At 73.3% G+C, this 21,049-nt stretch carries 18 protein-coding genes; 5 read left to right on the top strand and 13 right to left on the bottom strand.

Features of this window, described 5'->3' with window-relative positions; translation table 11 throughout:
* Positions 1-52 precede the first annotated feature (52 nt).
* The 3 genes from QNA09_RS19850 to QNA09_RS19840 form a co-directional block, all read right to left on the bottom strand.
* Entirely contained in the window at positions 53-967 is a 915-nt protein-coding gene (locus QNA09_RS19850; protein ID WP_017682247.1) for a dienelactone hydrolase family protein, read from the bottom strand.
* A 79-nt stretch (positions 968-1,046) separates the two neighbouring features.
* Complete coding sequence (locus tag QNA09_RS19845) at positions 1,047-1,931, bottom strand: ROK family protein (RefSeq protein ID WP_048773149.1); 885 nt, start codon at positions 1,929-1,931, stop codon at positions 1,047-1,049.
* On the bottom strand, positions 1,931-2,686 hold the full coding sequence (locus tag QNA09_RS19840) for a class I SAM-dependent methyltransferase (protein WP_029539964.1): 756 nt from the start codon (positions 2,684-2,686) through the stop codon (positions 1,931-1,933). The genes QNA09_RS19845 and QNA09_RS19840 overlap by 1 nt, the downstream gene beginning before the upstream one ends.
* 155 nt (positions 2,687-2,841) lie before the next feature.
* Between QNA09_RS19840 and QNA09_RS19835 the strand changes: the two genes are divergently transcribed.
* Positions 2,842-4,077: a glycosyltransferase family 4 protein gene (locus QNA09_RS19835; protein WP_040274921.1), complete on the top strand. Its 1,236-nt coding sequence runs from the start codon at positions 2,842-2,844 to the stop codon at positions 4,075-4,077.
* On the opposite strand, the gene QNA09_RS19830 is transcribed toward QNA09_RS19835, so the two are convergent.
* Entirely contained in the window at positions 3,982-5,739 is a 1,758-nt protein-coding gene (locus QNA09_RS19830; RefSeq protein ID WP_203011133.1) for a hypothetical protein, read from the bottom strand. The genes QNA09_RS19835 and QNA09_RS19830 overlap by 96 nt on opposite strands.
* Positions 5,740-5,828: 89 nt before the next feature.
* Here QNA09_RS19830 and QNA09_RS19825 point away from each other — a divergent pair, with 89 nt between their 5' ends.
* On the top strand, positions 5,829-7,055 hold the full coding sequence (locus QNA09_RS19825) for a polysaccharide biosynthesis protein (protein WP_203011962.1): 1,227 nt from the start codon (positions 5,829-5,831) through the stop codon (positions 7,053-7,055).
* A 124-nt stretch (positions 7,056-7,179) separates the two neighbouring features.
* On the opposite strand, the gene QNA09_RS19820 is transcribed toward QNA09_RS19825, so the two are convergent.
* A complete protein-coding gene (locus QNA09_RS19820; RefSeq protein ID WP_048773158.1) occupies positions 7,180-8,400 on the bottom strand; it encodes a DUF3068 domain-containing protein in 1,221 nt (406 codons plus the stop codon).
* Between the two features lie 191 nt (positions 8,401-8,591).
* Between QNA09_RS19820 and QNA09_RS19815 the strand changes: the two genes are divergently transcribed.
* Entirely contained in the window at positions 8,592-9,761 is a 1,170-nt protein-coding gene (locus tag QNA09_RS19815; protein WP_048773160.1) for an acyltransferase, read from the top strand.
* Here the strand turns inward: QNA09_RS19815 and QNA09_RS19810 are convergent.
* From QNA09_RS19810 to QNA09_RS19795, 4 genes are all read right to left on the bottom strand, one after another.
* Positions 9,697-13,929 (bottom strand): alpha-(1->3)-arabinofuranosyltransferase family protein, encoded by a 4,233-nt coding sequence (locus QNA09_RS19810; protein ID WP_374121863.1) that lies wholly within the window; start codon positions 13,927-13,929, stop codon positions 9,697-9,699. The two genes, QNA09_RS19815 and QNA09_RS19810, sit on opposite strands and share 65 nt — an antisense overlap.
* Before the next feature lie 109 nt (positions 13,930-14,038).
* Positions 14,039-14,212, bottom strand: a complete 174-nt coding sequence (locus tag QNA09_RS19805) for a DUF2613 domain-containing protein (RefSeq protein ID WP_003939230.1) — start codon at positions 14,210-14,212, stop codon at positions 14,039-14,041.
* 149 nt (positions 14,213-14,361) lie between these two features.
* Positions 14,362-15,444, bottom strand: a complete 1,083-nt coding sequence (locus tag QNA09_RS19800; RefSeq protein WP_040274928.1) for an isochorismate synthase MenF — start codon at positions 15,442-15,444, stop codon at positions 14,362-14,364.
* 44 nt (positions 15,445-15,488) lie between these two features.
* A complete protein-coding gene (locus QNA09_RS19795) occupies positions 15,489-15,956 on the bottom strand; it encodes a universal stress protein (RefSeq protein ID WP_010593519.1) in 468 nt (155 codons plus the stop codon).
* Between the two features lie 125 nt (positions 15,957-16,081).
* Between QNA09_RS19795 and QNA09_RS19790 the strand changes: the two genes are divergently transcribed.
* Both QNA09_RS19790 and QNA09_RS19785 read left to right on the top strand, forming a co-directional pair.
* Positions 16,082-17,263 carry a glycoside hydrolase family 3 N-terminal domain-containing protein gene (locus QNA09_RS19790; RefSeq protein ID WP_102031624.1) on the top strand — a complete coding sequence of 394 codons (1,182 nt, stop codon included), beginning with the start codon at positions 16,082-16,084 and terminating at the stop codon, positions 17,261-17,263.
* Between the two features lie 65 nt (positions 17,264-17,328).
* The gene (locus QNA09_RS19785; protein WP_010593517.1) at positions 17,329-17,937 is read left to right on the top strand and encodes a TetR/AcrR family transcriptional regulator; all 609 of its coding nucleotides are present in this window, start codon (positions 17,329-17,331) and stop codon (positions 17,935-17,937) included.
* A 102-nt stretch (positions 17,938-18,039) separates the two neighbouring features.
* Here the strand turns inward: QNA09_RS19785 and QNA09_RS19780 are convergent, their stop codons facing one another.
* Genes QNA09_RS19780 through QNA09_RS19765 form a run of 4 tightly spaced genes read right to left on the bottom strand, consistent with a single transcriptional unit; the run spans position 18,040 to position 20,846 of the window.
* Positions 18,040-19,278, bottom strand: a complete 1,239-nt coding sequence (locus QNA09_RS19780) for an NAD(P)/FAD-dependent oxidoreductase (RefSeq protein WP_040274933.1) — start codon at positions 19,276-19,278, stop codon at positions 18,040-18,042.
* Positions 19,275-19,460 carry a rubredoxin gene (locus QNA09_RS19775; RefSeq protein WP_003939212.1) on the bottom strand — a complete coding sequence of 62 codons (186 nt, stop codon included), beginning with the start codon at positions 19,458-19,460 and terminating at the stop codon, positions 19,275-19,277. The genes QNA09_RS19780 and QNA09_RS19775 overlap by 4 nt, the downstream gene beginning before the upstream one ends.
* 1 nt (position 19,461) lies before the next feature.
* Entirely contained in the window at positions 19,462-19,623 is a 162-nt protein-coding gene (locus QNA09_RS19770; RefSeq protein ID WP_003939211.1) for a rubredoxin, read from the bottom strand.
* Positions 19,623-20,846, bottom strand: coding sequence for an alkane 1-monooxygenase (locus QNA09_RS19765; protein ID WP_119700082.1), 1,224 nt, complete (start codon positions 20,844-20,846; stop codon positions 19,623-19,625). The genes QNA09_RS19770 and QNA09_RS19765 overlap by 1 nt, the downstream gene beginning before the upstream one ends.
* Positions 20,847-21,049 lie beyond the last annotated feature (203 nt).

Here is a 21,049-nt window from a genome sequence, read left to right as displayed (position 1 = left end):
ACCGGGACTGTGACCTCGAACACTAGAACACGTTACAAGTTTTCGGAAGGGGTCACCCCAGGTGAGTCCCGAACCAGGCGAGCATCCGGTCGTACGCTCCCGCGGCCGCGTCCGCGTTGTACCGGGGGCCGGTGTCGTTGAAGAAGGCGTGGTCGGCGCCGGGGTAGGTGACCACCTCGTGCGCCAGGCCCGCCCGCTCGAGCGCCGCGGTCGCCGCGTCCCGCGAGGCGTTCACGCGCTGGTCGAGTTCGGCGTAGATCGCGAGGACGGCGGCTCGGGAGCCGGCGAAGTCGGCAGCGTCGGGCAGCGGTCCGTAGAACGGGACGGCCGCCGCGACGCGCGGGTCGCCGGTCGTCAGCAGCAGCCACGTCATGCCGCCGCCGAAGCAGAACCCCACGGCCCCGACGCCCCGATCCGGCACCCGCCGGGTCAGCTCGTCGATGCCCGACCGCATGTCCTGGGAGAACCGTTGCGGCGGAACGGTACTCAGTGCCGCCGTGGCCTGCGCCGGGTCCGTGAACACGGCCGTGCCCCCCTCCTCGGAGAGCAGGTCGATCGCGAGCGCCGAGTAGCCGGCCCCGGCCAGGCGCCCGGCCACCGAGCGGATGTGATCGTTGAGTCCCTTGTTCTCGTGGATCACGAGCACGGCACCCCGGGGCTCCGCCGCCGGCGCCCATGCGCCCTGCAGCGTCCGTCCTTCCGGGCCGGGGAACGTGATCGGCTCCGTCGCAACGGCCGTCGCGCTACCCGGCGGTGTCCGGTCCGGGGATGCGGAAGCCGCCCCAGAAGGGCTGGAAGGTGTTACGGTCGAACCGTTTTCGTTCGAGCAGGCCGCCAGCAGGGCGGATGCCGCGGTGAGGCTCAGCCCCATCAGCCCCAGCCGGCGCAGCGCCTCGCGGCGGGTGAGCAGACCGTCGGCGTGGTCCACCGCGATCTCCTCGGCGATGTAGCGCTGGAAAGGCGTCATGGCCGCTCCCGTCCCGAGGGCAATACCCTCGTATTGTGACGCGGGAAGGGGCCGCGGCGCGGGCGATTCGCGTCGAAGCTCAGCCCGCGACGGCGAGGAGCCCGGCGCCCGTCAGGGTTCCCGCGGCGGCGAGCCGCGCCGGGACGAGCCGCAGCCCGGACAGGAACGGCAGCCGGGCGTGCCGGGCCGCGGCCGCGCGCATCGGCCGCCACAGCGGCGCGCCGGCCTGCGCGAATCCCCCGCCGACCACGACGAGGTCCACGTCGACCAGCGCCGCGGCCGACGCGATCACCTCCCCCAGGGCCGTCCCCGCCCGTCCCAGCGCCGCCACCGCGACAGGATCGCCCGCCCCCGCGTCGCGGGCCAGCGCCGCACCGTCGGCACCGGACCAGCCGTGCCCCCGCGCCCACCGCACCGCGGCGGGCCCGCTCGCCACGGTCTCCACGCACCCGGCGCCCCCGCACGCACACGCCTCGGTACCCACGCTCGACACCATGTGCCCGATGTGGCCCGCGTTGCCGGTCCGGCCCCCGGCAATCCGGCCGTCCAGCACCAGACCACCGCCGATGCCGGTCGAGACCACCACAGCGACGAGGTCGGCCGTACCCCGGCCCGCCCCGAGCCGGTGCTCGGCCAGCGCGGCCGCGGCCCCGTCGACCGCGAGCCGCACCCCCGCGCGCGGGAACAGTCCGCGCACGGCATCGGCCAGATCGAAGCCGCGCGCCCACTCGCCGATGTTGATCGGCGCCACCGAGCCGGCGCCGGTGTCGACCGGGCCGGCACTGGCGATCCCGACGGCGGTCACCTCGTCCCCCGCGGCGACCTGCCGCAGCAGCTGCGCGCACGCCGCCCACACCCCGTGCACGGGCGTCGGCACCGTCCGCGGTGGGTCGAGCGTGCCGTCGGCGCGAACGCGGGCGGCGGCCATCTTGGTGCCGCCGACGTCGAGGGCGAGCGCGACCATCAGCGCCGGCGCAGCACGAGCACCAGGTTGCTGACCAGGAACTCCCGTAGCGCGGGGACCCGAACCAGCCACCACGCCCAGTGCGGGTGGTACCGGGGGAACGCGGCCAGCAGCTCCCCGTGCGGCGTCGACCGTGCCCAGTGCAGCCCGTCGCGGCAGCCCACCTCGAACAACGAGACCCCGTACCGGTTCTTCGGTTCCCGGCCGTGCCGGCGGGCGTACCGCCGGGCCGCGTACTCACCGCCGAACGCGTGCCACGGGCCGGTCTCGTGCCCCCCGAACGGACCCCACCACAGCGTGTACGACAGCACCGTCAGCCCGCCCGGCCGCGTCACCCGCAGCATCTCCTCGGCCATCACCCACGGCTGCGCCACGTGCTCGGCGACGTTCGACGAGAAGCACACGTCCACCGACCCCGTGCGCAGCGGCAGCGCGAGGCCCGAGCCGCGGACCGACCCGCCCACGGCGAGGCCGGCCGCGTGCATCTCCGACGGATCCGGCTCGACCGGCACGTAGCGGGCACCCGCCGCGCCGAACACCTCCGCGAAGTATCCCGGTCCGCCCCCGACGTCGACGACGGTCGTGCCGGTGAGGTCCCGGTCGGTCAGGTCCGCGTACAGGTCACCGATCAGGTCGACGGTGTCGCGCGCGAGCGCCCCGTAGAACAGCTCGGGTGCGGACTGCTCGTGCCGGAAGTCGCCGAGCAGCCCGACGGATCGGCGCAGGGTGGCGCGCCGGGCGAAGGTGCGGGCCACCGGGGGAACGGGCAGGGTCGGAACAACCACGAGGAGCAACCATAGCGGCCCCCGCACTGCACTACCCGCCGGTAACCCTCCACCGCGGGTGCCCCTGCACCCGTTAGTGTGTTCCGGGATACATCCGTCGACGACGAACCACAGGGGGTCGCCACGTGCGCGAGGTTCTGTTGCTGTGCTGGCGCGATACCGGGCACCCCCAGGGCGGAGGCAGCGAACGGTACCTCGAGCAGGTCGGAGCCCAGCTCGCCGCGCGCGGCATCCGCGTCACCCTCCGCACCGCCGCCTACCCCGGTGCCCCCCGCCGCGACGAGATCGACGGCGTCACCGTCAGCCGCGGCGGCGGACGGCTCACCGTCTATCCCCGGGCCCTCGCCGCGATCGCCGCCGGCCGTCTCGGCGTCGGCCCGCTGCGTCACCTCCGGCCCGACGCCGTGATCGACACCCAGAACGGCATCCCGTTCTTCTCCCGGCTCGTCGCCGGGGCGCCCGTGACCGTGCTCGTGCACCACTGCCACCGCGAGCAGTGGCCCGTCGCCGGGCGCGTCATGGCCGCCCTGGGCTGGTGGATCGAGTCCACGCTGTCGCCGCGCGTGCACCGCGACGACCAGTACCTGACCGTGTCGCTGCCGTCCGCCGACGAGCTCATGGCCCTCGGGGTCGACCGCGACCGCATCGCCGTCGTGCGCAACGGTGCCGACGCCGTCCCCGCCGGCGTCGAACCCGGCGACGAACACACCCGCACCGCGCATCCCACCGTGTGCGTGCTGTCGCGGCTCGTACCGCACAAGCAGATCGAGGACGCCCTCGTCGCCGTCGCCGCGCTGCGCGACCGCGTCCCCGGCCTGCACCTCGACGTCATCGGCGGCGGCTGGTGGGAACGGAACCTGCGCGCAGCCGCCGCCGACCTCGGCATCACCGACGCCGTCACCTTCCACGGCCACGTCGCCGAGGACCGCAAGCACGAACTGCTCGCCCGATCCTGGGTGCACGTGATGCCGTCCCGCAAGGAGGGGTGGGGGCTCGCCGTGGTCGAGGCCGCCCAGCACGGTGTGCCCACGATCGGCTACCGCAGTTCCAAGGGCCTGACCGACTCGATCATCGACGGCGTCACCGGCGTGCTCGTCGACTCCCCGGACGAGCTCACCGGTGCCGTGGCCGACCTGCTCGCCGACGCCGACCGCCGCCGCACCCTCGGCGGCAAGGCCCGGGTGCGCGCCGCCGAGTTCTCCTGGTCCGCGACCGGCGACGGGGTGCACGAGGTGCTCGCCGCGACGGCCGCGGGCCACCGCGTCTCAGGACTGTTCCCGCGCCCCGCGCAGGCCGCCGTCGTGCTCGCGGCGCCGGACGCGCCGTCGCAGGACCAGCAGGCCCACGAGCCCGCCTGCTGACACCGCCGCCCACAGCGCGTGCGCGGCGATCGCCGCCGTCCGGTCGTCCGACCGGGTCCCGGCGACCCCGCGCACCCGGTACAGCGACAGCGCGGCGTCGGTGACCACCGGCTCGAGCTGCTCGAGCGTGCGGGCCGAGTCGCCGAGATCCCCGGGCGTGCCGTGCTCGACGAGCACCCACCCCACGCCGTGGGCCGCGAGGTCGGCCGGCGCCGCGCCCGCCAGCAGCAGGCGTTCCACCTCCGCGGCCCCCCGGCCCTCGCCGGCGACGGTGCCGCCGGCGACGATCAGCTCCCCGGACTGCAGCACGTCGGCGCGCAGCATCCGGGGGGCCGGATCGAGAACCGGTGCGGCGCCACTGAACTCGAATCGCCGGAACATACCCGCCGGCAGCACCGCCACATCGCCGTCGCCGGGCGGCACCGTCGCCGCGACCCGCTGCCACGCGTCCGGATACTGCACCGGGCGTACGCGCCCGCCCACGCCCCACGCCAGGTCCGGAAGGGCCAGCAGCACCGCCAGCGCGGTCGCCGTGGCCCAGACGCCGGCCCGCCCGCCGAAACGCGTCCGCAACGTGCCGACCCCCGCCGCGGCGGCCAGCGCGTACAGCGGCACCGCCCAGGCCACCCACTTCTGCGTGTCGCGCAGCAGACCCGCACCCGGGACGTGCACCATCGCCCACTCCCCGGCCCGCAGCCCCGGCCCCGTCGCCGCGAGGGCGGGACCGAGCACCGCGACCGCGGCCAGCGCCGTCAGCACGCCGAGCACCGGGTTGCGCCGTCGCCGCCACAGCGCCGGCACCCCGCACACCACCACCAGCAGCAGCGCCGCAGTACCGACCAGCGCCCACACCGTCGTCCGCGACGCGGGCACCGCGTCGGCGTTCCAGATGCCGCCGAGCCCCGCCACGCTGCCGAGCGTGCCCAGCGCGGGCTCGGCCCGTGCCGCGAAGGCGCGCACCCCCGCCGGATCCGATCCGTCGCCCGCGCCGCCGGAGACGGCCGTCGCCACCAGCCACGGCGCCGCCACCGCACCCGCCAGCGCCACCGCGCCGGCCAGCCGCGGCACCCGCCGGGACCGCCCGCCCGGGGGCGCGAGCACGGCCAGCGCCGTCCCCGACGCCAGCAGCGCACCCGTCGGGGTCAGGCCCGCCACGCCCAGGCACACCGCCAGCGACGGCCACCCGGAGCGGTCGCCCCGCCGCACCGCCACGGCGGCCACCACCGTCCACGGCAGCGCCGCGTAGCCCACCAGCAGGCTCCAGTGCCCCTGCAGCAGCCGCTCCGCCACGTACGGGTTCCACACGCCCACCGTCGCCGCCACCAGCCGGGCCGGCAGCCCGGCCGTCGGCAACAGCACCGCCACCAGCCGGGCGCTGCCCCAGCCGGCCGCCCACAGGGCGCCGGTGAGCAACGCCGTCACCACCAGGCCGCCGTCCGCCACCGAACTCGCCGCCGCCAGCAACGCGTCCTGCGGGACGGCCCGCGCCGCGGCATCGGTCAGACCCAGCGCCGAGTCCGTCGGAAACGACCGCGGGGTGCTCACCGCGTCGCGCAACAGCAGGTAGCCGGGGGAGGTGAGCAGCGGCCCGAGCACCACGGCCGCCAGCGCGAGGCTGTAGAGGGCCGGGACAGCGGGACGCAGCGACACCGGCCTGGGCATGGCCGCACAATACCCATCTCGCGCCGGTGTCCCGCGCCTCGTCGCCCGCACCCGCCGCGTGCAACCATGGTCCGATGCCGCGACCTGAGATGCCGCGCCCGGCCACCGGAACCGCCGTCGCCGGGATGACGATGGTGACCGCCGGTGCCATGACCGCCAACCTGGCGTCCTATCTGCTGCACCTGCCGGCGGCCCAGTGGCTCGGACCCGCGGGATACGGGGAGTTCGCCAGTCTGCTGGCCGCCCAGCTGGTCCTGGCCGTGCCGGCGCTCGCCCTGCAGACCGTCGTCGCCCGGGAGACCGTGCGCGGTGCCGGCACCGCGGCCCTGCGCCGTCTCGGCTATCGCTGCGCCGGCCTCGCCGGGTTCGTCGCGCTCGCCGTCGTGCCCCTCGTCGCGTGGGCCCTCGACACCAGCGTCGCCGGTGCCCTCGGCTCGCTCGTCACCGCACCCCTGCTCGTGCTGCTCGCCACCGAACAGGGCCTGCTGCAAGGCCGGGGACGGTTCGGCGCGCTCAGCGTCGTCCTCGCCGCGGCCGGCGTGGCGAAGGTCGTGCCCGCCGTCGCGGTGCTCGCCGTCGGCGGCGGACCGGGGGCGGCCCTGTTCGCCGGCGCGGTCGGCACCGGGTTCGTCGCGGCCGCGGCCGCCACGCTCGTGTCGCGCTCCCCGGCGGGGCCCGGATCCGGGACCGCCCCGGCGGTCGGCGTGCTCGCGGTGCTGCGCGCTTCCCAGGTGCAGCTGGCGCTGATCGCCCTGACGTCGCTGGATCTGCTGCTCGCCCGCACCGTCCTCGACCCGCAGGACGCGGGATTGTATGCGCTCGGCGCCGTCGCGACGAAAGTCGCGTTCTGGCTGCCGCAGGCGGTCGGGGTGGTGCTGTACCCGCGGATGGCCGACCCCGCCCAGTCCGCGGCCGCGGTCCGCTCGGCCCTGACCGTCCTCGTCGGGATCGGTGCGGCGCTCGTCGCGGGCGCAGCCGTGGGCGCGCCGCTCGTGCCGCTGCTCGTCGGTGACGCCTACGCCCCGGTGCAGTCGCTGCTGTGGCTGTTCGCCCTGCAGGGCGCGTGCCTGGCGGTCCTGCAGGGCGCACTGCTGTCCGCGATCGCGGGCGAACGCACCCACCTCGCGGCCGTCGCGTGGGTCGGTCTCGCGGTGGAGGCTGCCCTCATGCTCACCGTCGCCACCACCACGAGGCAGTTCGTGCTCGTCGCTGTGGCCGTCGCGGCGACGACGGCCGCGGTGGTCTCCGTCCTCGCCGTGCGCGCCGCCCGCACCGTCGGGCCGGATACGCGGCCCGCCCCGTCGGGCCGAATGTGACATCGGTTCGATCCAACCGACGCGATGTCACATTCGGTCACACGCCGACGCCCTCCCGATCGGGAGTCCACACGCCGATGCCCCTCCCGATCGGGAGGGGCATCGGCCGGGTACCTACTGCTACCTACTGCTGCGGCGGTTCCTTGCGCAGGTCGGTGCGCGGGATCTCCTGCGTCTGGTCGGTGGTCCAGTCCCGCTGCTGCGGGGGAGCGTCCGTGCGGGGGATCTCCTCGGTGCGGTCGCTGGTCCAGTCGCGCTGGGCCGGGGCGGCGTGGGCCGGTCCGGCCGGGGCGGTCGGGCCGCCCGTCGCGGCGACGGGACGGCCGGTGCGGCCGCTGCCGCCGCGCAGGCCGAGCACGATGCCGGCGATCAGCGCGAGCAGACCGAGGATGCCGAGGATGATCGGCACGGTGCGACCGAACAGGTTCAGGGTGTCGATACCGTTCTTGGCCTGTTCCACCTGGAACTCGATGGTGTCCTCGTTGAACGGCAGGGACACCTGCAGCACCGTCACCTCGGGACGGCTCGCCTCGCGGGCGTAGTACTGGTACTGCTGCTCCTGGCCCTTGATGACGACGCCGGTCTCCGGCTCGACCCACAGGTCACGGACGTTGGTGTACCAGCGGGTCATGGTCACCGGCGTCTCGCCGCCCTCGACGCCCCACGTGGAGGCGGGCAGGCTCAGCTTGTAGGTCGGCACCGACGGATCGACCGCGGACAGGTCGACGGGCTCGATCTCGTGCCGGAAGTGGTAGACCTTGACGCCGTTGATCTCGGTCTCGTCGATGTAGTCGATCGGGTAGGTCTCGCGCGCATTGAGGTCGAAGTACGGGTAGGACTTCTGCTCGGTGCCGAACGGGAAGCGGTACTGCAGACCGTCGCGGTTCGGGATCTCCGTCGGCGGAGCCGTGGCCGAGGTCTGGATGGTGCTGACCGCGTCCGGGTTCTCCTCCTTGGTGACCGGCATGCCGCTGACCCGGTCCACCGTGACCCGGTCGACGATGGCGGAGACCAGACCCGTGTCGCCCTGCATGTCCAGGCGACGGACCGTCTGGCCCGCCTGCAGGGTCATGATGTCCGCATCCGACGGCTCCTCGACGGTGACGAACCGCTGCGCCACGATCGGCACGTCGGTGTCGACCTGCGCCCGCCCCGACAGCAGTGCCCGCGCGTTGAGGATGTCGCCGGTGCCCTCGGCGACCGTGGTCACCTCGAGGTCCAGCGGCGTCTTGGCGAGTTTGCCGACGGTATACGTCGGGATCAGTATTGCCGCGACGATGAGGAAGGCGCCGAGGCCCACCAATGCCAATGCCAGTTTCCGGCCCGAGCCCGAACGCTCAGCCATGCTGTGTCTCCTCACTCAACGGTTCCATCGAGTACCCCCACCGGCAGCCGGTCTGCACGGATCGCCTGGCATCCGGCTCGCGAATACCACGTGAGCCCAGACACTAACAGGGCATCCGCCCGGCGCGCGCCACCGTTCGGACTCGAGATCCAGGCTTCCCCGCCCCGAAGCGACCGGGCAGACTGTCGTCGATGACCAGCAGTGCCCCCCCCACCGCCTCGGCTCCCGCCGTCTCCGGCTTCCTGCCGGCGCTCGAGGGCATGCGCGGATTCGCGGCCGTCGGCGTCCTGATCACGCACGTGGCATTCCAGACCGGCGCCGTGCACGACCCGGTGCTCGGCCGCATCTGGGGGCGGTTCGACCTCGCCGTCGCCCTGTTCTTCGCGCTGTCGGGCTTCCTGCTGTGGCGGCCGCACGCGGCGGCCGCGCGTGGTCTCGGGGCCGCGCCGACCACCGGGCGCTACCTGCTGTCCCGGGCCACCCGCATCCTGCCTGCCTACTGGGTGGTGGTGTGCATCGTGCTGCTCCTGCTGCCCGAGGCGGGCGGCGGGTGGCGGCTGTGGCTCGCGAACCTGACCCTCGTGCAGGTGTTCGTGCCGCTGAGTCTCACCGAGGGGCTCACCCAGATGTGGAGCCTGTCGGTGGAGGTGGCCTTCTACCTGCTGCTGCCGCTGTTCGCCGCGGCGCTCGCCGGTCTGCGTGGCGAACGGGCCCGGTTCCGCGTCCCGCTGTTGCTCGCCCTGAGTGCGCTGTCGCTGGTGTGGGCGTGGCTGCCGGTTCCCACCCCGGACCACATCAACCACGACAACTGGCTGCCCGGCTATCTGCCGTGGTTCGCCGCCGGCATGGTGCTCGCGGAGCTCGTGACGGGCGAGCGGACCTGGGTGCACCGCCTCGCGGCGCACCGGGTGCTCATGGCGGTGGTCGCCGTGGCCGCGTTCGCGCTGTCCACCACGGCCCTCGGCGGGCCGGAAGGCCTCGTGAAGATCGATCCGTGGCAGTACAACGGCAAGATCCTGCTCGGCGCCCTCATGAGCTTCGCACTGCTGGCGCCCCTCGTCCTGGCGCCGCGCGCCGAGCACCGCATCCTGGCGAGCGGTCCGGCGCTGACCGTGGGCCGATGGTCGTACGGCATCTTCATCTGGCACCTGGCCGTGCTGTCCATCGTCTTCCCGGTCTTCGGTCTCATCCCGTTCCAGGGCGACTTCTGGTTCGTGCTCACGGTGACCCTGGTGCTGAGCATCGCCGTCGCGTCGGTCAGCTACGCCCTCGTGGAGGAACCGGTGCGCCGGGAGGTCAGGCGCCGTCAGAGCCGCGTCGCCTCCACCGCAGAACGCGTCGCAGACTCCGCCGCGCCCTGACCGAGACCGGCAGCGCCGCGATTCCCAGCGCGACGAGCCCGCACAGCGCGGCGAACTGGACGGCGACCGAGTGCCCGACGTAGCCGTCCGGCGCTCGCCACGGCCCGGTGGACAGCAACGCCATCGCCGTCATGGTGGCGCATCCGGTCACGACGACCAGGGTGCGGGCAGCCACGTCGCGGCCCCAGCGGGCGCCCACCGCCACGATCGCCGCTGCCGCCACGACCGTCGTCGCCGCGCCCACCGCGCCGGCCGCGAGGACCGCGACGGCCAGCACGCCGGCGAAGCCGACGGTGGTACTGCCCCAGACCCGGGGCGACGGCCCCGGATCGGCGACGGGGCGCCGGCGCGGCCACGCCGCGAGCGCGAACAGCGGCAGCAGCAGGAGCAGGCCGCCGAAGATGCCGAGGCGATACCACCGGTCGGTGGCGAATTCGAGGGTCACGGTGCCGCCGGTCCCGGCGGGCACGACCCAGCCCTGCTGCCAGCCGTCGACCACCACGGGTGTCAGTTCGGTGCCGTCCGCGGCCGTGGCGACCCAGCCGACGTTGGTGCTCTCCGGCACGACGACGAGCCGGTCCCGTTCGGACGCGGGCACCTCGAGCTCGCGCAGGTTCTCCGTCCAGGTGCCGACGGCGAGTTCGGTGGGTTCGGCTGCCGGCGGGCTCGCGGCGCCGGGAACCGGGAGCCGCAGCGTCCCGACGGTGAACGCCTGGCCCGGGTCGATCTCGACGTCGACGCGCCCGGCGGGCAGCGGCGCGACGGTCTCGTCGCACAGGGTGGCCGGCACCTCGACGCCGGCGGCGAGGTCCGCGACGGTCGCGGTGACCGAGGTCCGGTAGCTGCGGCCGTCGACGGTGAGCACCGGGCCGGTGTCGCAGCCGACCGTGACCTGCCGGTCGTACACCGAATCCTGCGGGCCGATCGGACCGTCCGGGCCGAGGACGGTCACTTCCGCCAGGCCCGGCGGGACGACCTTGGCGAAGCCGAGCACCGTCTGGTCCAGCACGTCCTCCCAGCTGACCAGGCCGAGCACCACCCGATCCGTCACATGAGGTTCGAGATCAATTGTCGACGTTGATGATTCGACGTCGCGCACCTGGGGTCCGTTGCCGAGGTCGACGGCGACGCGGGTCGGGCGCGCCGGCAGCGGTCCCAGGCCCGCGGTCAACTCCAAGCCGGTCACCAGCTGCGGGGACGGCAGGTCGAGCGTGACGGTCGGTCGCGGTGCACCGGGACGCACCGACTCCTCCGACGCCGTCCACGTGGTCCGCGGATCACCGTCGGTCGCGGCGAACGCGGAGCCCTGCAGGTCGACGACGTCCGCGGCGCCGCGGGCGACCACCCGGTCCGGCAGCGCGGCGATCTCGGCGAGGGCCGGGCCGGGCCGGGCCCGCACCCACGGCTGCGGCGCCACCGACGTCGCTTCCGGCACCGACAGGGTGCGGGTGAAGAGGTTCGGCTCCTCGGCCGCGACGGCCAGACCCCGCGCACACCGCACCCGATCGGGGGTGTCGACGCAGCCGCCGCGTCCGGGCAGTTCCTGACCGAGATTCCAGCCCCGCACCGTCGCCCCGGCGACGACGTCCGGCAACACGATCCGCTGCCGGATCTCGACGGGCCGGGGGTTGTCGCGGTCGGTGAAGTCGTCCACCGCCACCTCGGTCAGCCCGAACTGGTTGCCCACCGACCCGTCCTCGGTGCGGGTAGAGGTGATCCGGATCCAGGTCGTCCGTCCGAGCGGCAGCGCCACGGTCTGTTCGCGGCCGGGCTTCTCGACGCGCACGGCGGTGCTGCCGCGGTCGGTGGTCACCTCGAGCCATTTCACGGCGGGGCCGAGCGCGCCGGGGCTGGTACTCAGCCGCAGCAGCCCGGCCTCGAGGGGCCGGTCCAGGTCGAGTTGCAGCCACTGGCCGACCGCGGACTCGAGGCCGTTGCTGTGCCAGCCGGTCGTGGGATCGCCGTCGACGGTGGCCGCCGGTCCGCTCCCCACGGAGGTGCCGCCGAGCTGGGTGGCGTCGGCCGCGGAGCTGGACACACTGATCCGGGCGCCTTCCCATTCGGCGTGCACGAGGTCGGTGTCCGGCACCGGATAGTCCGGCACGAGGTTGTAGGTGCGCCTCGGGTCACCGGCGGCACGGATCGCCGAACTGTGGTTGTCGACCTGGCCGTAGTCGGTTTCGCGGGCGGTGGGGGTGTCGGTGACGAGGACGTCGTCGACGGGCAGACCGGCGCGGTTCGCGTCGGCGGCGAGCAGGACGGGGCCGGTGCTGCCCGGCTCGGCGTCGTCGAGGCGCAGCAGGGCCTCGGGGCCGCCCTGCACCCGGGGCACGTCGGCCGCGTCCACCGCGTACGGCCCGACCGGGGCGCCGGGCAGGTCCACGCGGTAGATCTCGATCGCCGGGTACGCCGGCCGCAGGTCGGAATCGGCGGTGAAGCCCTCCTCGAAGTTCCGGGTGATCTCGTTGCCGAACTCCGCGACCCGGACCAGCCCGGGGGAACCTTCGATCGCCCGGTGCACGAGCACCGGCCGCGCCGACGGCGACGTCTCCGGGTCGAGGTCGTTGCGGATCACCACATATCCGATGCCCTGACCGCGCAGCGTCGCCGCCAGCCCCGGGGTGGGCCGGCCGTCGGCGATGTGCCGCTGCACCGAGTCCAGGGCCCGGATCGCGCCGGGCGGCACGAGGGGCACGGCGTCGCGGGAGGCCCACGGCGTCGACGCGAGGGCCTGGATGGGCTCGTCGCGGGTCAGGCCCCAGATCTGGCTGCCGAACGGGGCGCCCGGCACGATCAGCGCGCGTTCCCCGCGGGTGTGCTCGTCGAGCCACGCGGCGGTCTCGTGCCAGTATCCGGGCACCGCATCGTAGGCACCGCGCGGGGCGAGCCGGCCGGTCCACGCCAGCGACGTCGCGAGGGTCAGCGCCACGAGGATCAGGGTGGTGAACGCGACCATCGGCTGTCGCTCGGGGTGCGCGAACGCGGTCCGGGCCTGCCGCCACGGCACCGCACCGGGCAGCGGCACCCGGCGCAGCAGATGCGCGAGCCCGAGCACGAGCGGCAACCGCACCAGCGGCTCGAGCTTGTGCACGTTGCGCAGCGGGGCGCCGGTCGAATCCAGGAAGAGCCGGACCTGCTCGGCGATCGGCGAGCCGAGGTCACCGACGTACCCGGCGGCCAGCCCGGCGATGCCGGCGAACAGGATCAGCGTCCACCGCCCCCGGGCGGGCATCGAGCGCGTCGCCAGTCCCGCCAGGCCCGCGGCCGCGAGCAGCCCGGTGACCAGGACCGCCGCCGGCTGGGTGACCAGTACCGCGCCGGCGATGCGCTCGGGGGAGACGAACGGGGTCCAGCTGTCGGTGCCGCGCAGCACCTCCGCCAGCGAGGTCCACTGCGTGGTCACCCCGGACGATTCGATGTAGTCCAGGAACGGCGGGCTGACGCGGCCGAGCAGCAGCAGCGGCACGATCCACCACAGCACCGCGACGACGCAGGCCGGGATCCACCACAGCGTGAACCGCCACCATCGCCGGTTCGGGCGGTGTGCCAGCCACCACAGCCCGGCGACGAGGCACGCGGCGACGGTGGCGACGGCGTTGATCGCACCCATGAGCGCGACGGCGACGGCGGACTGCGCTGCCGCTCGTCGAGCGGAATACGACGCTGCCGCTCGTCGAGCGGAATACGGCGCTGCCGCTCGTCGAGCGGAATACGACCCGTCGCCGTCGAGGTAGCGCACGAGCGGCAGCAGCACCCACGGCGCCAGCATCATCGGCAGCGTCTCCGACGAGATGGATCCCAGGGTGGTCAGCACGCGGGGGGAGAGCGCGAACGCCGCCGCGGCGATCAGCCGGGAACCACGGTTACCGACGCCGAGCGCCTCCGCGAGCCGCACCACGCCCCAGAACCCGGCGAGCAGCAGCAGCGCCCACCACACCCGCTGGGTGATCCACGGGGGGATGTGCAGGAGCTGGCCGACGGCGAAGAAGGAACCGTGCGGGAAGAAGTAGCCGTACGCCTGGTTCTGTACCTGGCCGAGCGGCGCGATGCTGCTCCACTGGTGGGCGGCGCGGGTGAGGAACCCGAGGGGATTCTGGGTCAGGTCGTACTTGGTGTCGGCGACGATCAGGCCGGGGGCCTGCGCGAACGCCAGCAGCAGCGACACCACGGCGGCCCCGTACAACCACCGCCTGGAGAAGGGGTCGGCGGACGGTGCCCCACCGGGGTGGGGTGCCGTGCCGTGGGAAGTGCGTGAACTCGTCGCGTGGACGGCGCCGTCAGCGGCTGCCGTACTCAACCTGGTTCAGCAGGGAGGAATCGGCGTTGCCGCTGCGGTCGACCTGCGGGCGGGTGTTCTCCTGAACCGCCGCCGTGACGCCGAACACCGCCACGGCGCCGAGGACGGCACCGATCGCCGCGCTGGCCAGGCCCGGGCCCACGAACTTCGCCATACCCATCTCCCCATCGTCCATCGTCGGCTCCCGTGTGAGCCGACATCCGTCGCGCGCGCCCGTCGCCGGATCCGAACCGGCGTCGTCGCGCTCCGCGTCAAGGTATCACCCGCACGGGGACAACTGTGGCGTGCTCCACTCGTGGCGGCCTAGAGGCCGAGCACGCCGAGCAGTGTGCGCAGCTTCGCGGTGGTCTCGTCGAGTTCGGCCTGCGGATCGGATGCCGCGACGATGCCCCCGCCGCCCCACGCGAGGGCACGCCTGCCGTCGGCGCTGAGTTCGGCGCAGCGGATCGCCACCAGCCAGTCCCCGTCGCCGTTCGCGTCGCACCACCCCACCGCTCCGCCGTAGAAGCGACGGTCGCCCTCCGTGCCGCGGATCGCGGCGAGCGCGGCCTCGGTGGGAGTGCCGGCCACGGCCGGGGTCGGGTGCAGCGCCGCGGCCAGGGTCAGGACGTCCGTCCCGGGATCGCGCAGGGTGCCGGTGATCGGGGTGGCCAGGTGCCACACGTCGCTCGTCGCGGTCAGCACGGGCGTGCCGGGGATCTGCAGGTCACCGCACAGCGGGGCCAGGCGAGCGCGGATCCACTCGATGACGAAGGCGTGCTCGGCGAGGTTCTTCGCCGAGGCGAGCAACTGGCGGCCCGCCTCCCGGTCGGCGTCCGGGTCGGCGCAGCGCGCGGCGGTGCCGGCGAGCGGACGGCACGTCACGGCGTCGCCGCGACGGCTGACCAACAGCTCGGGCGTCGCACCGACCAGGGTGTGACCGCGGTACCGCTCGCCGGCGGCGCTCAGATCCACCGCGTAGACGTGCGCGGTGGGGTGGCGTTCGGCCATCCGGGCCGCGAGGGCGAGCGGGTCGACAGGGGTGTTCGCGACGAGCGTGACCGAGCGGGCGGCGACGACCTTGTCGAGTTCGCCGCGGCCGAGCCGGTCGCGCAGTGCCGCGACCCGCGCGACGTGTTGCTCCGGCGCCGGGGTCTGCGCGGCGATCCGCGCCGTGGGCAGGCCGGGCAGGGCGTCCGGCGGCTGCCACGCCGCGCCGGTCACCTCGGCGGTTTCGGGCTGGGTCAACGCGGCCGGACGCTCGGGATCGAACGGCAGCGCGCCCACGATCAGGTCGGCCTCACCGCGGCGCAACGCGAGGGAGGCCTCGGCGATGTCGGTGAACCGGCGGCGCGTCCCGGTGGTGTGCACGGTGCGATCGGCGCGGGAGAGCAGGAAACCGTCCATGGTGGGTCGACGATATCCTCGCCCGCGTGCGGTTCGCGCCGCGGCTAGCGTCCCGGCGGGACGATCAGCACGGGCCGGTGGCTGTGCCGCAGCACATGGTCGGCCACCGAGGACTGCAGCAGCGAGCGCAGGCCGGTGGTGCCGCGGGTGCCGGTGACGATGATGTCGACGTTCAGCTCGTCGGCGGCCTCGACGATGGCGGTCCACACGGCACTGACCACCTCGAGGGTGCGGCCCTCCGCGGCGAGGCCGGCGGAGCGGGCCAGGTCGAGTCCCTCCGCGTTGATCACCTTCGCGTCGGTGAGGGCGACGTCCTCGGTCTCCTCGTCGGGGACCCACTCCGGCTGCATCACCCCCGACAGCCCGGACATGCGGGCGGCCTGACGGACCATCGGTTCCCAGGCCGTGACGACGACGGCGCGGCACGAGGCGAGGAATCGCCCCGCATATTCCACGGCCCGCTTGGCGTTCTCGGAGCCGTCGTAGGCGATGAGGATGAGATCTGCGGGCATCACGAATCCCTGCTGTCGTGGCGGTCCTTGGGGGACACTTTACCGGCCGTCGTGGGCCGTGGGGACCACCCGCCGCCGCGGGTCGTGGGGACCGGCACGGTGGTGGTCGGCTACCGTCGGAGGCCATGCGGATCCGTCACACCCTCACCGTCGCGGTCGCGGCCGTCCTCGCCGTCGCCGGGTGCGGAGGACAGGACGCTCCCCGGGCCGCCGAGTCCACGGCGGCGCCCACCGCGCAGGACACCTCGGCCGTCGCGCAGCCACCGTCGCCCGCCCCGATGGCGACCGCGTCCGCCGCACCGGCGTGCGGCGACGAGCTGCTCGCGTCGCTGACGGTGCGGCAGCGGCTGGCGCAGCTGCTCAACGTCGGCGTCACGGGCACGGCCGACGCACTCGAGGCGGTGCGGTCCGAACAGATCGGCGGGATCTTCGTCGGCAGCTGGACCGATGTGTCGATGCTGGCGAACCGGGAGATCCCGCAGGTGACGGCGGCGAGCCGGCTGCCGCTGATGGTCACCATCGACGAGGAGGGCGGCCGGGTCTCGCGCGTCGGGGCGCTGCTGGGTCCCGATCCGTCGGCGCGGGTGACGGCGCAGACCATGACGGTGGAGGAGACCTACCGGATGGCACTGGAGCGTGGCCGGGAGCTCCGCGAGCTCGGCGTCACCGTCGACTTCGCCCCCGACGTGGATGTGAGCAGCCAGCCCGACGACGCGGTGATCGGCGACCGTTCCTTCTCCGCCGATCCGCAGGTGGTGGTGCAGTACGCCGGCGCCTACGCGCGCGGGCTGCGCGACGCGGGAATCCTGCCGGTGCTCAAGCACTTCCCGGGCCACGGTTCGGCGTCGGGCGACTCGCACACCGGTGCGGTCACCGCGCCGCCGCTCGACCAGCTGCAGCAGGTGGACCTGGTGCCGTACCGGGAGCTCGTCGATTCCGGGGTCGCGGTGATGCTCGGGCACCTGGACGTGCCGGGTCTGACCGAGGGCGTGCCGGCGAGCATCAGCCCGCAGGCCGTGCAGTTGCTGCGTTCCGGAACGGGCTACGGCGCCCCGCCGTTCGACGGGGTGGTCTTCACCGACGACCTGTCGGGGATGCGGGCCATCACCGATACGTACGACATCACCGAGGCGGTGCAGGCGGCGCTCGCCGCCGGGGTGGACCAGGCGCTGTGGCTGTCCACCGACGACGTCCCGCGGGTGCTCGACCACCTCGAGCAGGCGGTGGCGACGGGGGAGCTCCCGGCGGCGCGGGTGGACGACGCGGTGCGCACCGTCGCGCGCGCCAAGGGCGCGCTGGACTGCTGAATCGACGTCGGAAACCCGATCCTTACTCTAGAGTAAGGATCGGAGCATCGGGACTTGGAGGAGACATGGCCGGCGGTACCAAGCGACTGCCTCGCGCGGTGCGGGAACAGCAGATGCTCGATGCCGCGGTGGAGGTCTTCTCCGAGAACGGATTCCACAATACCTCGATGGACGCCATCGCGGCCCGGGCGCAGATCTCCAAGCCGATGCTCTACCTGTACTACGGCTCGAAGGACGAACTGTTCGCCGCGTGCATCAGCCGCGAGGGGCAGCGGTTCGTCGAGGCGCTGACACCCGCCGGCGACCCCGGGCTCACGCCGCGCGACCAGCTGCGGGTGGCGCTCGAGTCGTTCCTCGGGTTCGTCGACGCCCACCGCAACTCGTGGATGGTGCTCTACCGCCAGGCGATGTCGCAGCAGGCGTTCGCCGGGCAGGTCCGCAGCAGCCGGGACCGGCTCATCGAGCTCACCGCGCATCTGCTGGAGTCGAGCACCCGCGACCCGGAGCCGGGAACGGACTTCGCCATCATGGCGGTGGCGCTGGTCGGTGCCGGTGAGGCGGTCGCCGACCGCATCGCGGGCGGCGAGATCGATGTGGAGAAAGCCGCCGACCTGCTCGAGAACCTCGCCTGGCGCGGACTGGCCGGCAAGAAGCGCACCGACCAGCACGGCTGAGACGCCCCGAGGCCCTGTCGGGGCCGTCCGGAGGCGGCCCCGGCAGGGCCTCGGGGGAGCCTTCCGCCGGACGTCGTCCGGGCGGGCCGAGGTGGCTTCCCGTTACAGCGAGGCCGGCACGGCCGCGCCCCGACCGGCGACGTCGCCCAGTGCGACGGACTCGTCCGCCAGGGCGGCGCGGTCGATCGGGGCGCCGGCGGCCACGAGCCGGCGCACGATGCGGATGTCCTTCGGACGGCCGAGGGCGATCGCCCCCACGAGCCGGTCGCCGCGCAGTGCGAGCGCCGTGAAGTCGCGGTCCTCGATCGACCCGCGCACCACGTAGTCGTCGTCGTGCCGGGACCAGCCGGCGAACTGCAGGTTGTGCCCGTACTGGTTGGACCAGCCCCACGGCACCTCCGCGGCGCCGAGCGGCTGCCCGAGAACGGATTTCGCCGCCGCAATGCCCTGCGCCCGGGCGCTGTTCCAGTTCTCCGTGCGGTGCCGGCCGCCGAGTACCGGGTCGGGTTGCTCGATCACGTCGCCCGCGGCGTACACCCCGGCGGCCGAGGTGCGGTAGGCCTCGTCGACGACGATGCCGTCGCCGACGGTGAGCCCGGCCGCCCGGGCGAGCGCGGTGTCCGGCACCGAGCCCACCGCGACGAGCGCGGTGCCCGCCGTCCAGGAGCGGCCGTCCTCCGCGACGGCGTGCACCCCGTCGTCGCTCCCGGTGAGGGAGCGCAGCGCGACGCCGGTGTGGACGGGCACGTCGTGTTCGGCGTGCAGGCCGACGTACATCCGGGCCACCGCGGGCGGCACGATGCGGGCGAGCGGCGACGGCGCACTCTCGAGCACCGTGACCTCGGCTCCCAGTTCTCGTGCGGTGGAGGCGACCTCGCAGCCGATCAGGCCGGCGCCGACGACGAGGAGCGCTCGGTGCGACGCGATCGCGGCCCGCAGCGGCGCGACGTTCTCCGCCGTGCGCAGGCTCAGCACCCGGTCCCCGGCGTCGTGCTCGAGGTGACGGGCGCGCGCACCCGTCGCCAGGATCACCGCGTCGTACTCGACGATCTCGTTGTCCCACAGCCGGAGTCGGTGACGTTCCGGGTCGAGTTCGACGACCCGGGTCTCGGTGCGCAATTCGATGTCGTGGTCGGTCCAGTAGCCGGCCGGTTCGAGTTGCGCCTTCTCGTCGGTGATCCTGCCGGCGAGCAGGTCCTTCGAGAGCACCGGCCGCCGGTACGGCAGTGCGGCCTCCTCGCCGATCAGCACGACACGGCCGGCGAAGCCTTCGTTGCGCAGGGTCTGTGCGGCGGTCGCGCCGGCCACCCCGGTGCCGACGACGACGATCGTCTCGGTCACGTCCGGCTGACCTCGACCATCTCGAAGTCGGACTTGGCGGCGCCGCAGTCCGGGCAGGACCAGTCGTCGGGGATGTCGTCCCAGCGGGTGCCGGGCTCGATGCCGTCCTCGGGCCAGCCCTCGGCCTCGTCGTACTCGAATCCGCACTGCAGGCAACGGAACAGCTTGTAGTCGGTGGTCATCTCAGCGTCCTTCGAAGTCGATCTTCTCGCGGACCCCGCAGTCGGGGCAGCACCAGTCGTCGGGAATCGCGTCCCAGGGGGTGCCGGCGGGGAAACCCTCGCGCGGCGCGCCGGCGGTCTCGTCGTAGACGTAGTTGCACACCGGGCATTCGTAGGCGGCCATCACTGTGCTCCGTACTGCGCGAGAACCTTGTCGCGCTTGCGAGGCTGGATGTTGGCTCGGGTGAGGTCGCCGTCGTAGTGCTCGACGACGCGATGGTCCATCACCTTGCGCCACAGCGGCGGAATGTAGGCGAGGCCGATCATGCTCGCGTAGCCGCTGGGCAGGTTGGGGGCGCCGTCCATGCTTCGCAGGGTCTGGTAGCGGCGCGTCGGGTTGGCGTGGTGGTCGCTGTGTCGCTGCAGGTGGTACAGGAAGATGTTGGTGACGATGTGGTCGGAATTCCAGCTGTGCGCGGGGGTGCAGCGCTCGTACCGGCCCGAGGCCGTCTTCTGCCGCAGCAGTCCGTAGTGCTCGAGGTAGTTCACCGTCTCGAGCAGGGAGAAACCGTAGACGGCCTGCAGGATCAGGAACGGAACGATGACCGGGCCGAACACCGCGACGAGCACGCCGAACAGGACCACCGACATCGCCCACGCGTTGAGGACGTCGTTGCGCAGGGTCCACGGGCTCTTGCCGAGTCGCTGCAGGCGGGTCTTCTCGAGCTCCCACGACGACTTCAGGCTGCCCCACACGCTGCGCGGCAGGAACGCCCAGAACGATTCGCCGAAACGGGCCGAGGCCGGGTCCTCCGGGGTGGAGACCCGCACGTGGTGGCCGCGGTTGTGTTCGATGTAGAAGTGGCCGTAGCCGGTCTGGGCCAGGGTGATCTTCGACAGCCACCGTTCGAGGTCGTCCTTCTTGTGGCCGAGTTCGTGGGCGGTGTTGATCCCGACGCCCCCCATCACGCCGACGCTGAACGCCAGGCCGATCTTCGAGACCAGACCCAGGCCGCCGTCGATCCCCAGCCAGGACAGGTCCGTGGCCGACCACAGGTAGCAGGCGAAGACGAGGCTGGCCAGCTGGAACGGGATGTAGGCGTAGGTGCAGTACCGGTAGTACTTGTCGTTCTCGAGCATCCCCATCACCTCGTCGGGCGGATTCTGCCCGTCGGGGCCGAAGAACCGGTCGAGGATCGGCAGCAGCACGTACACCAGCAGGGGACCGATCCACCACCACACCGACGAGACCGCGGTCCAGCCGAGTTGGTTGAATCCCCAGACCAGCGCCGTCGCGAGGAAGATCGCCGTGGGCGGGATCAGCCCCATGAGCCACAGATACCGCTTGCGATCGCGCCACTGTTCCACCGGCGTGTGCGCGTGCCGGCCGATGTCCGACGTCGTCACCGTTCGACCTCCCTGTCCCGTGATCCGCGGAGGAGCTGGTATGAGCCAGCTCACTGTCTCTTGGACAGTACATCAGTTTGGGTCGGCGCGGTAGACAAAGGAGAAGATTTGTAAATAGAGCCACTTCGCGACGCGGACGTCTTCGGAGTGAGGGACGCCAGAGTCAGCGACGCCGTGCGTGTTTTCGGTAGTCGGTACTACCG

Origin of the sequence: Rhodococcus sp. AH-ZY2 (assembly GCF_030916465.1) — a bacterium.
Taxonomy (GTDB): Bacteria; Actinomycetota; Actinomycetes; order Mycobacteriales; family Mycobacteriaceae; genus Rhodococcus; species Rhodococcus ruber.
This window is presented reverse-complemented; position numbering and strand designations above follow the sequence as displayed.

Bases quoted from the DNA above. Each gene is read 5' to 3' on its own strand.
- QNA09_RS19850 (WP_017682247.1), bottom strand. From the start codon at position 967: ATGACGCCTTTCCAGCGCTACATCGCCGAGGAGATCGCGGTGGACCAC.
- QNA09_RS19845 (WP_048773149.1), bottom strand. From the start codon at position 1,931: ATGGTCGCGCTCGCCCTCGACGTCGGCGGCACCAAGATGGCCGCCGCC.
- QNA09_RS19830 (WP_203011133.1), bottom strand. From the start codon at position 5,739: ATGCCCAGGCCGGTGTCGCTGCGTCCCGCTGTCCCGGCCCTCTACAGC.
- QNA09_RS19825 (WP_203011962.1), top strand. From the start codon at position 5,829: ATGCCGCGCCCGGCCACCGGAACCGCCGTCGCCGGGATGACGATGGTG.
- QNA09_RS19820 (WP_048773158.1), bottom strand. From the start codon at position 8,400: ATGGCTGAGCGTTCGGGCTCGGGCCGGAAACTGGCATTGGCATTGGTG.
- QNA09_RS19815 (WP_048773160.1), top strand. From the start codon at position 8,592: ATGACCAGCAGTGCCCCCCCCACCGCCTCGGCTCCCGCCGTCTCCGGC.
- QNA09_RS19805 (WP_003939230.1), bottom strand. From the start codon at position 14,212: ATGGCGAAGTTCGTGGGCCCGGGCCTGGCCAGCGCGGCGATCGGTGCC.
- QNA09_RS19800 (WP_040274928.1), bottom strand. From the start codon at position 15,444: ATGGACGGTTTCCTGCTCTCCCGCGCCGATCGCACCGTGCACACCACC.
- QNA09_RS19795 (WP_010593519.1), bottom strand. From the start codon at position 15,956: ATGCCCGCAGATCTCATCCTCATCGCCTACGACGGCTCCGAGAACGCC.
- QNA09_RS19790 (WP_102031624.1), top strand. From the start codon at position 16,082: ATGCGGATCCGTCACACCCTCACCGTCGCGGTCGCGGCCGTCCTCGCC.
- QNA09_RS19785 (WP_010593517.1), top strand. From the start codon at position 17,329: ATGGCCGGCGGTACCAAGCGACTGCCTCGCGCGGTGCGGGAACAGCAG.
- QNA09_RS19775 (WP_003939212.1), bottom strand. From the start codon at position 19,460: ATGACCACCGACTACAAGCTGTTCCGTTGCCTGCAGTGCGGATTCGAG.
- QNA09_RS19770 (WP_003939211.1), bottom strand. From the start codon at position 19,623: ATGGCCGCCTACGAATGCCCGGTGTGCAACTACGTCTACGACGAGACC.